Genomic DNA, 9,165 nt, shown 5'->3' with positions numbered 1-9,165 from the left:
TTGTTATACCCCCCCCCCCCGCCCCCCCCGGGCCGCGCCGTCCACCGCGCGCGCCCCCGGCCCACCGCGCGTCCCCCGCGCCCGGCGGCGTTCGACCTGCCCGGCTTCTGGGCGGCGCAGGCCGAGGCGTTCGCCCGGTCGATCCTGCGGACCGAGGTCGTCGTGCGGCTGTCCCAGGAGGGCGTGCGGAGACTGGCGTACGCCGTCGATCCCGTCTCCGGGCGCGAGGCACTCGAGAACGCGGGAGGGGCGGACGGCGAAGGATGGGTGAGGGTGACGCTGCCGGTGGAGTCCGAGGAGGTCGCGCACACCCAGCTCACCGCGCTCGGGCCGGAGGTCGAGGTGGTGGCGCCGGTCACTCTGCGGGAGCGGTTCGCCCGGGACGCGGCCCGGCTCGCGCGGCTCTACGGCCGATAACAATCCGCCGCACTCCACGTGCGCCCCACCCGCCCAGGCACGATGCTTGACCCGTGATGGAAGAGTCGGAGTTCTGGGACCTGGTGGACGCCGCCCGCGAGGCCGCCGACGGCGACCCGGAGGAGCAGGCCGACCTGCTCGTGGAGCGGCTGCTCCAGCTGGACCCCGAGTCGGTCCTGGACTTCGCCCGTCACTTCGAGTCCCGCTACAACCGGGCGTACCGCTGGGACCTGTGGGGTGCCGCCTGGGTGCTGCTCGACGGGGCGAGCGACGACGCCTTCGACTTCTTCCGGTGCTGGCTGATCGGGCAGGGCCGGGACGTCTTCGAGGGCGCGGTGCACGACCCGGACGCGCTGGCCGATCTGCTGGACGACTTCGACGAGGAGATCGACGGCGACGGCGAGGAGCTCGGCTACGCCGCGGACGAGGCGTACGAGCAGCTCACCGGAACCGTCGCCCCGGACCTGGGCATCGCGCCCGCGCCCTCGGAACCGGAGGGCGCGCCCGTCGACTTCGAGAGCGAGCGGGCGCTCGCGGAGCGGTACCCCAAGCTGTGGGACCGGTTCAGGGAGTGAGTGGCCCGGGCCGGTGAGGGCCGGTGCGGGCCGGTGCGTCAGACCGCCGTGCGCCGGCGGCCGGTGTCGGCGGGGATGCAGGCCTGCGCCTGTCCGGCCCGCACCGCGTGGTGGAGGGGCGCCTTGTTGGCCTGGTCGAGGGCGGACGCGGTGACGGCCGCCGGTCCGAGGAGCACCGTGGCGACGGCGCAGACGACCGCCCAGGGACTGCGCGCGGCCCTTGCCCAGCCGGCGTCCTCCGTGTTCTCCGTGTTCTCCGTGCTCTCCGTACGCGTGCTGCTCATGATCCCCACCGCCAGTCGGCTTCCGATGTCCCTGACCGCAGGACGCGGGGATCCGAGGGACCTGCGCGCCGCCTATGGCGTTGCTGTGGGCGTGCCTGCCGGTGCCGGCGTCCCTGTGGGTGCCCTGCCCTGCAGCCGGGCCGCCGCCTCCCTCATTTCCGGGAGCTTCGCGCTCAGGGCCGCGCCCGGACAGCTGGTCCGGTAACCGTCGGTGTGGCCCGCGAGGGCGGGCAGGGTGGCGGTGGTACCGGCCGCGTACCGGCTGAGGCCGTTGCTGGAGACCAGCTGGACGCGGGAGCGCGGGTCGACGTCGGCGGAGCCGAGCTTCCAGGCGGCGAGGGCGGCGATCGCGTCGGTCATCGCGCGTGGCACGGGGACCCCGGCGGTGAAGGTGCCGATGGCGGCGATGCCCGAGGTGCGGTGGTTGAAGCCCTGGGCGTGGGCGCCGGTGACGGGGCGGTCCACGCCGCCCGCGCGGCCCTCGTAGATCGTGCCGCAGCGGTCGACGAGGAAGTTGTAACCGATGTCGTCCCAGCGGCGGGCTCCGGTCTGGCCCGCGTACAGATGGCGGATGACGCGGGGCGCGTCGGAGCAGGCGTAGCCGTTGGGCGAGTCGGTGTGGTGGACGAAGACCGCGACGACCTTGTCGTCGTAGCGCGGGGGCGGCTGGGTGGGTGCCGTGGTGCCCTCCAGCCAGACCGCCCGCGGCACGATGGGGGGTCTGGCCGCACGGTGGGGCGCGGCCGCCGGGCCGACCCCGGCGGGCTGCGCGGGCCGGGCCAGGGCGACCTGTCGGTCGACGCCGCGCACGCACAGCACCAGTGCGAGGACCGCGGCCAGGCCGGGCAGACAGCCGAGCACCACGAGAACCGGGCCGGGCAGACGCACGGCCGGCAGGGCGTAGCGCCGCCGTGGGCTCCGCGCTCTTCGCAGAAAACGCATGGGTCCCACTGTGGGTGTGATCCACTCCGCCCGCGATGTGTGGTGTGCCACCTGGTGGAACCAAAGTCCCGGTCCGGCGCGTTTTCGGAGGTGTCACGTGTGCGTGACCGGTTCCGGGTGTCACGCGCGCGCGACTGATCACTGGGCCCGTCCCGCTCGTAATAGGGGGTCCGAGAGAAAGGCGGCTCCGTGGACCTGCTCGACCTGCTGCTCGCGCTGGTGATCCTCGTCTACGCGGCGTCCGGATACCGGCGCGGACTGGTGGCCGGATGTGTGTCGCTGGCGGGGTTCGTCGGCGGCGCGGTGATCGGGGTGTGGGCCCTGCCGTGGGCGATGGACCTGGTCACCCGGGGCACGACGGCGGCCACGGTGACCGCGGTGCTGACGGTGCTGGTCCCGGCGGTGGTGGGGCACGAGCTCGCGGGGCGGCTCGCGCTTCGGCTGCGGCGGGAGCTGGACCGTACCGGCCGGGACTCGCTGCGGGTGGCGGACGGGATAGGCGGAGCGGCGGCCAACTCGCTCGCGGTGCTGATCGTGGCCTGGGTGGCCGCGAGCGTGCTGGGCGCGTCCTCGTCCCCGGTGGTGACCACGGCGATACGGGACTCGGCGCTGCTGGGCGCCGTGCAGAACGCGATGCCGGACACCACGCCCTCGTGGTTCTCGCGGGCCACGTCCGCGCTCACGGAGGCGGGTTTCCCGCAGGTCTTCAACCCGTTCGAGAACGAGTCGACCGCGGAGGTCGCCAAGCCGTCCGGCGACAGTGTGACGGCCAGGGCCACCAGGGCCGCCGGGACGAGCACGGTGAAGATCGAGGGGTCCTCCGGCGACCAGGGCCGCGAGGGCAGCGGGTTCGTGTACGCGCCGGAGCACGTGATGACCAACGCCCACGTGGTGGCCGGAATCGACCGGCCGAGCGTGCGGATCGGCGGTGTCGGGCGGTCGTACGAGGCCCGGGTGGTGCTCTTCGACCCGGACCGGGACGTGGCGGTGCTGTACGTGCCCGGCCTGAGCGCCCCGGTGCTGCGGTTCGACGACGGCGCCGCGCGCGGGGACTCGGCGGTGGTCGCGGGCTATCCGCAGGACGGTGACCTGAATCTGCAGGCGGCCACGGTGGCGAACCGGGTGCGGGCGACGGGCCGGAACATCTACAACGACAGCACGGTGACCCGCGAGATCTACTCGATCCGCTCGACGGTGCGCCCCGGCAACTCCGGTGGCCCGCTGCTGACCACCGGCGGGCGGGTGTACGGCGTGGTCTTCGCCCGCTCCACCTCCGACGACGAGACGGGCTACGTCCTGACGGTGGACGAGGTGGCGTCCGACGCGGCGCGGGGGGCGACGGCGACGGAGCCGGTGGACACCGGGGAGCTGATCACGTCGTAGGGGGCCTCACACGGGGCGTCCCATGAACACGTCGTCGACGTACGTGCCGTCCAGGCAGAACTCCTCCGGCAGCACGCCCTCGACGGCGAAGCCCTCGGACTCGTAGAGCGCCCGCGCCGGGGTGTTGTGCCCGAGGACGCGCAGCGTGACGCGGCGGGCGCCGCGGCGGCGGGCCTCCTCGAGGGCGGCGCGGAGCAGCGCGCGGCCCACGCCCCTGCCGCGGGCGTCGTCGTGGACGGCCAGCCCCTGGATCTGCCGTACGTGGGCGTTCGAGGCGAGCGGGGTCGGGAGGCCGAGGCGGATGTAGCCGACGATGCGCCGGTCGAGTTCGGCGACCAGGGTGTCCTCGGGGGCGTGGCGCCGGCTGAAGAAAGGGTCGTAGGGCGGCTGCGGCTCGGGCATCACCGCGTGCAGGTACGACCAGGTGACCCGGTCGAGGACGGTCAGTTCCTCGTCGTCGTCCGGAAGTGCGGTGCGTATGTACGGATCCGGCATGACGGCCACCCTACGACCGCCGACCGGAGCATCTCATGGGGTTTTCCGGGGAGCGGCGCGGTCATGCTTGGTTTCATGCAACGATCGCGAATCGCGGTGACCGGCGCCTCCGGTCTCATCGGCAGCGCTCTGGTGCGGTCCCTGGCCGCGGACGGGCACGAGGTGGTGCGTCTGGTCCGCCGTGCGCCCCGGAGTGCGGACGAGGTCCGCTGGGACCCCGACCGGCAGTACGTGGACGCGGCCGGTCTCGTCGGCTGTGCCGCCGTGGTCAATCTCGCGGGCGCGGGGGTCGGCGACCGGCGCTGGACGGACGAGTACAAGCGGAGGATCAGGGACAGCCGGGTGCTGGGCACCGCCGCGCTCGCGGAGGCCGTCGCCGCGCTGGACGAGCCGCCGCGCGTCTTCGTCAGCGGCAGCGCGATCGGCATCTACGGCGACACCGGTGACCGTGCCGTCGACGAGAACACGCCGCCCGGCGACGGTTTCCTGCCGTCGGTGTGCGTGGAGTGGGAGGAGGCGACGGCGCCGGCGCAGGAGGCGGGCGTGCGGACCGTGTTCACCCGCACCGGGCTGGTGGTGGCCCGCGAGGGCGGGGCCTGGGGAAGGCTGTTCCCGCTGTTCAGGGCCGGACTGGGCGGACGGATCGGCGACGGGCGGCAGTACTGGTCGTTCGTCGCGCTGCACGACGAGGTGGCCGCGATCCGCCATCTCATCGACACCGACGGGCTGTCCGGCCCGTTCAACCTGACCGCCCCGCACCCACTGACGAACCGTGAGATCACGGCGGCGATGGGCCGGGTGCTGCACCGGCCGGCCCTGTTCCCGGTCCCGGCGCAGGTGCTGCGCACCGTGCTGGGCGAGATGGCCTCGGACGTGCTCGGCAGTCAGCGAGTACTGCCGAAGCGACTGTTGGAGTCGGGCTTCGTGTTCGCATTCCCCGGCATCGAGGACGCGATCCGGGCGGCACTGGAGTAGCACAACAGTGACCGCATGCGACCGCTGTGCGACCGTGCTCTGTCGGTGCGCGACTGTTCTTGACCGATCACGGCTCTAACCTCGACCCGAACTCGGGTATCCCCGGAGTCAGTTGGGGGCATGACGTCTCCACCGGCCGCGCAACCTCGAGGAGGGGCCTCGTGCTTGAGCCCGTGTACCAGGCGGACGTCGTCATCGTGGGAGCCGGAATCGCCGGACTGTCGGCGGCTCATCGGCTCACCAGCGCAGGAGTCACGACCGCAGTCCTGGAAGCCGCCCCCTACGTGGGCGGCCGCATGTCGACGGAGAAGGTCGACGGCTTCCGGCTCGACCGGATAGGACAGCTCCTGTCCACGTCGTATCCCGAGCTACGCCTGACACCGGGGCTCGACGACCTCGTTCTGCGCCCCTTCGCCCCGGGCGTCCTGCTGCACCACGACGGACGCCGGCACCGCGCGGGCGCCCCGGCGGGCGGAGGGAGCGCAAGGGGCGCACTCCACGCAGTGCGCGCCCTTGCGAGCGCTCCCAGGAGCTCGGCGGCGGCGTCGGCGCGCGCGGGCGCCCCGATGGGCGGTGCCGTCGACCAGGCCCGGCTCGGCGCGGCCCTCGCCCGGATCGCCGCCACGCCCGTCGAGCGCCTCATGGCCCGCCCCGAGATGCCCGCCGCGCAGGCACTGGCGATCCGTGGGGTGCCCGCCCGCACGATCGACGGCTTCCTGCGCCCGCTGCTCGCCGCCCTGCTCTGCGACCCGGAGCTGACCACGTCCAGCCGGTGCGCCGACCTCGCGCTGCGCGCCTTCTCGAGCGGCCGGCTCTGTGTGCCCGAGGGCGGCGCCGAGACGCTGCCGGAACTGCTCGCCCGCGCGCTGCCGCCCGGCACCGTGCACACGGGGGTCCGGGCCACCTCCGTCTCCACGACCTCGGTGACCACCGCCGAACACGGCGAGATCCGCTGCCGGGCCGTGCTGCTGGCCACCGACGCACGGGCCGCGGCCCAGTTGCTGCCCGGCTTGCGGGTGCCGGACTTCCACCCGGTGACGGTGGTGCACCACACGACCGACGAACCCCCGGCCGCCCTGCCGACGGGCGCCTCGCTGCTGCTCGACGCCGACCGCGGCGGACCGGTCGCGCATACGGCGGTCGTCAGCGCCGTCGACCCGAGCCGGGCCCCCGCGGGCCGGGCGCTCGTCTCCTCGACCGTCCTGGGCACTCCCCCCGAGGGCGTCGACACGGCCGTACGCATGCACCTGTCACGGCTGTACGGCACCTCGACCCGCCGCTGGGAGACCCTCGCCGTGCACCACACCGCCGAGGCCGTGCCCGCGATGCGCCCGCCGCACGACCTGCGCCGCCCCGTACGGCTCATGGCGGGGCTGTACGTGTGCGGCGACCACCGCGACACCAGCACCGTCCAGGGCGCCCTGCACTCGGCCCACCGGGCCTCGGTGGCCGTCCTGGCGGACCTGGGCGCGGCGGGCTCGATGCACCGGGCGGACCCGCTGCCGTCGATGAGGCGCGCGGCCTGACCGGCGCTCACCCGAGAGCCGCCACCTTGTCCCGGTAGCCCCGTACCGGTGCCGCGTCCTTGTAGGGCTCCAGACGGCGCTCGAAGTCCCTGACGTACTCGAGCGCCCGTACGGAGCGCATCTCCACCGCCTGCCCGGCCGCCTCCGCGCCCAGCGCGCAGGCCTGGTCGAGTTCGCCGAGCCCGAGGCGGGCGGTGGCCAGGACGACCCGGCAGAACAGGCGGCTGCGGGCGAACGTGGGGGCGCGCAGCTGCAGCGAGCGCTCCGCGTGCTGCGCGGAGGCCCGGAACTGCTGCAGGTCCCGGTGGCAGTGCCCGAACTCGTCGGCGAGCTGCGCCTCGTCGAAGAAGCGCGCCCAGTACGGCACCTCGTCCCCGGGGCGGGCGGCCTCCAGGGCGCGCTCCGCGCGGACCAGCGCGCCGGTGCAGGCCCGCACCTCGCCGAGCACGCCGTGCGCGCGGGCCTCCGCGGAGTGCAGCAGCGCCTGCACGACCGGCGGGGCGGTGGTCCCGACCCCCTGCTGGGCCACCCGCGCCAGCTGGACGGCCTCGCGCCCGTGCCCCAGGTAGACGGCCTGCCGGCTCATGGTCACCAGGACGTAGGAGCCGTACGTCCGGTCCCCCGCCGCCTGGGACAGGCGCAGCGCCTGGACGAAGTAGCGCTGGGCGAGCCCGTGCGCGGCGATGTCGTACGAGGTCCAGCCGGCCAGCCGGGTCAGGTCGGCGGCCGCCGCGAACAGGCGACGGCCCGTCTGCTCGCCGTAGGCGCCGCGCAGCATCGGCTCGCACTCGTGCTCCAGGTAGCGCACCAGCGCCTGGCGGGCGTGGCCGCCGCCGTAGGCATCGTCGAGGGTGCGGAACAGCTCGCCCACCGAGCGCAGCGCGGCGATGTCGCCGCCGCTGACCCTCTGGCCAGGTCCGCGCTCGGCCTGACCGCGCGGGCGGGGGACGACGGGCCGCCCCTGGGCGGGCACCTTGGGCGCCGGCTCGCCCCGGGCCACCCGGTCGTCGGCCCGGCCGATCAGCCAGTCCCGGCTCGGCACCACGAGGCCCGCGGGGGTGAACGCGATCTTGCGCAGCTCGGCGTGACTGCCCGAGTCCTTGCGCCACAGCCCGCTCACGATGTCGACGGCCTCCTCGGGCGTGGCCGCGAACTCCAGCCCGGCGTACACCGGCGCACAGGCGTCCAGACCGAGGTCCTGGGCGGTGAGCCGGCGACCGAGCCGACGCGTGAAGACCTCGGCGATGAGCGCCGGAGTGGTGCCCCGGGGCTGCTGCCCGCGGAGCCACCGGGTGACGGACGTCTTGTCGTATCTGAGGTCCAGCCCGTGTTCGAGGCCCAGCTGGTCGACGCGACGGGCCAGACCTGCGTTGGAGAATCCCGCTTCTGCGATGAGCGCGGCGAGCTGTCGGTTGGGAGTGCGCTGCGCGGGTCGTTCCGTCATCTGCGGTGCGGTCTCCTGCCTTCGGGCCTTCACGCGAGACCGCGTGGTGCCCGGATTGCCTGTGAGCAGCCCTTATGGCCTCGTGAACGGCGCGAATGTAGCGGAGAGTGAGCAGTCGATCGCACACTTCGAAGTTCATTCATCCGATCGTGTGAGGATTGACCCCGGAGCTGACGCGTTCGGGCCGGACGTACAGTGGCTTGGGCGCATTACATGCCTGACACACCCGTCGCCGAGGGAGGCGCTTGCCGTGAGTGAGTTGCGGTTCGTCCGTATGGGATTCGGCGCACAGGCCGTCGAGTACCAGGAGGCGTGGGACGAGCAGCGGCGGGTGCACGCTGCGCGGTTCGCCGACGAGGTTCCCGATACCGTTCTGCTGCTCGAACACCCCCCTGTCTACACGGCGGGCCGCCGCACCGAGGACAGCGAGCGGCCGCTCGACGGCACGCCGGTCATCGACGTGGACCGCGGCGGCAAGATCACCTGGCACGGCCCCGGCCAGCTGGTCGGCTACCCCATCCAGAAACTCCCGCGCCCGGTGGACGTGGTCGCGCACGTGCGGCGCCTCGAGGAGGCCCTGATCCGCACCTGCACGGACTTCGGCGTGGAGACCACCCGGGTCGAGGGCCGCAGCGGGGTGTGGGTGCTGGGCGACCCGGTCGAGCAGCGGCCGGCCTTCGGCGGGCTCTCGCTGGACTTCGACCCGAGGCTGCACGACGAGGAGTTCGACCCGCGCCTGAACGGACCGGAGTACGCCCCGTCCAACGCCGGCCAGCGACGCGAGGACCGCAAGATCGCCGCCATCGGCATCCGTGTCGCCAAGGGCGTCACGATGCACGGCTTCTCCTTCAACGTGAACCCGGACAACGTCTGGTTCGACCGGATCATCCCGTGCGGCATCCGCGACGCGGGCGTCACCTCGCTGGCCGGCGAACTGGGCCGGGACATCACGGTCGAGGAGATCCTGCCGACCGTCGAGCGGCACCTGCGGGACGTCCTCGAGAACGCGGAGCTCAAGCCGCGAGTGATCGAGAAGACACCGGCCGCATAAGAACCCCGGGCATAAAAGCAGCCCGTCCGGAGGTTCCCCCTGCCCGAAGAGCCTGGGGGAGCGTGCATGGCGT

General features: G+C 73.6%; 10 protein-coding genes. 6 read left to right on the top strand and 4 right to left on the bottom strand.

The genetic code is table 11. The features are described 5' to 3' along the window. Both ACFW2E_RS33175 and ACFW2E_RS33170 read left to right on the top strand, forming a co-directional pair. Positions 1 to 417 (top strand): WYL domain-containing protein (locus ACFW2E_RS33175; protein WP_384471486.1); only part of this gene is annotated, 417 nt, incomplete at its 5' end. 56 nt (positions 418 to 473) lie between these two features. After that, complete coding sequence (locus tag ACFW2E_RS33170) at positions 474 to 992, top strand: DUF4240 domain-containing protein (protein WP_384471489.1); 519 nt, start codon at positions 474 to 476, stop codon at positions 990 to 992. Positions 993 to 1,030: 38 nt separating this feature from the next. Here the strand turns inward: ACFW2E_RS33170 and ACFW2E_RS33165 are convergent, their stop codons facing one another. Both ACFW2E_RS33165 and ACFW2E_RS33160 read right to left on the bottom strand, forming a co-directional pair. Further along, positions 1,031 to 1,276 (bottom strand): hypothetical protein, encoded by a 246-nt coding sequence (locus tag ACFW2E_RS33165; RefSeq protein WP_384471483.1) that lies wholly within the window; start codon positions 1,274 to 1,276, stop codon positions 1,031 to 1,033. 72 nt (positions 1,277 to 1,348) lie between these two features. Next, positions 1,349 to 2,218: a peptidoglycan recognition protein gene (locus ACFW2E_RS33160; RefSeq protein WP_384471480.1), complete on the bottom strand. Its 870-nt coding sequence runs from the start codon at positions 2,216 to 2,218 to the stop codon at positions 1,349 to 1,351. Positions 2,219 to 2,407: 189 nt separating this feature from the next. Between ACFW2E_RS33160 and ACFW2E_RS33155 the strand changes: the two genes are divergently transcribed. Continuing rightward, complete coding sequence (locus tag ACFW2E_RS33155) at positions 2,408 to 3,601, top strand: MarP family serine protease (protein WP_384471477.1); 1,194 nt, start codon at positions 2,408 to 2,410, stop codon at positions 3,599 to 3,601. A gap of 6 nt (positions 3,602 to 3,607) precedes the next feature. On the opposite strand, the gene ACFW2E_RS33150 is transcribed toward ACFW2E_RS33155, so the two are convergent. Further along, positions 3,608 to 4,096 carry a GNAT family N-acetyltransferase gene (locus tag ACFW2E_RS33150; protein ID WP_384471474.1) on the bottom strand — a complete coding sequence of 163 codons (489 nt, stop codon included), beginning with the start codon at positions 4,094 to 4,096 and terminating at the stop codon, positions 3,608 to 3,610. 75 nt (positions 4,097 to 4,171) lie between these two features. On the opposite strand from ACFW2E_RS33150, the gene ACFW2E_RS33145 reads away from it, so the two are divergent. Both ACFW2E_RS33145 and ACFW2E_RS33140 read left to right on the top strand, forming a co-directional pair. Next, complete coding sequence (locus ACFW2E_RS33145) at positions 4,172 to 5,071, top strand: TIGR01777 family oxidoreductase (protein ID WP_384471472.1); 900 nt, start codon at positions 4,172 to 4,174, stop codon at positions 5,069 to 5,071. 161 nt (positions 5,072 to 5,232) lie between these two features. Beyond that, entirely contained in the window at positions 5,233 to 6,597 is a 1,365-nt protein-coding gene (locus tag ACFW2E_RS33140) for an NAD(P)/FAD-dependent oxidoreductase (RefSeq protein ID WP_384471469.1), read from the top strand. A gap of 7 nt (positions 6,598 to 6,604) precedes the next feature. Here the strand turns inward: ACFW2E_RS33140 and ACFW2E_RS33135 are convergent, their stop codons facing one another. After that, positions 6,605 to 8,041, bottom strand: a complete 1,437-nt coding sequence (locus tag ACFW2E_RS33135; protein WP_384471466.1) for a regulator — start codon at positions 8,039 to 8,041, stop codon at positions 6,605 to 6,607. Positions 8,042 to 8,291: 250 nt separating this feature from the next. Here ACFW2E_RS33135 and lipB point away from each other — a divergent pair, with 250 nt between their 5' ends. Beyond that, positions 8,292 to 9,092 carry a lipoyl(octanoyl) transferase LipB gene (gene lipB / locus ACFW2E_RS33130; RefSeq protein WP_384471463.1) on the top strand — a complete coding sequence of 267 codons (801 nt, stop codon included), beginning with the start codon at positions 8,292 to 8,294 and terminating at the stop codon, positions 9,090 to 9,092. The last annotated feature ends 73 nt before the right edge of the window (positions 9,093 to 9,165 follow it).

The sequence above is a fragment of the Streptomyces sp. NPDC058964 genome (assembly GCF_042741275.1).
Taxonomy (GTDB): domain Bacteria; phylum Actinomycetota; class Actinomycetes; order Streptomycetales; family Streptomycetaceae; genus Streptomyces.
The sequence above is the reverse complement of the archived record's forward strand: the minus strand, read 5'-3'. Positions and strand labels throughout refer to the sequence as shown.

Coding starts and splice junctions, on each gene's coding strand:
- ACFW2E_RS33160 (WP_384471480.1), bottom strand. CDS start 2,218: ATGCGTTTTCTGCGAAGAGCGCGGAGCCCACGGCGGCGCTACGCCCTG.
- ACFW2E_RS33145 (WP_384471472.1), top strand. CDS start 4,172: ATGCAACGATCGCGAATCGCGGTGACCGGCGCCTCCGGTCTCATCGGC.
- ACFW2E_RS33165 (WP_384471483.1), bottom strand. CDS start 1,276: ATGAGCAGCACGCGTACGGAGAGCACGGAGAACACGGAGAACACGGAG.
- ACFW2E_RS33135 (WP_384471466.1), bottom strand. CDS start 8,041: ATGACGGAACGACCCGCGCAGCGCACTCCCAACCGACAGCTCGCCGCG.
- ACFW2E_RS33150 (WP_384471474.1), bottom strand. CDS start 4,096: ATGCCGGATCCGTACATACGCACCGCACTTCCGGACGACGACGAGGAA.
- ACFW2E_RS33170 (WP_384471489.1), top strand. CDS start 474: ATGGAAGAGTCGGAGTTCTGGGACCTGGTGGACGCCGCCCGCGAGGCC.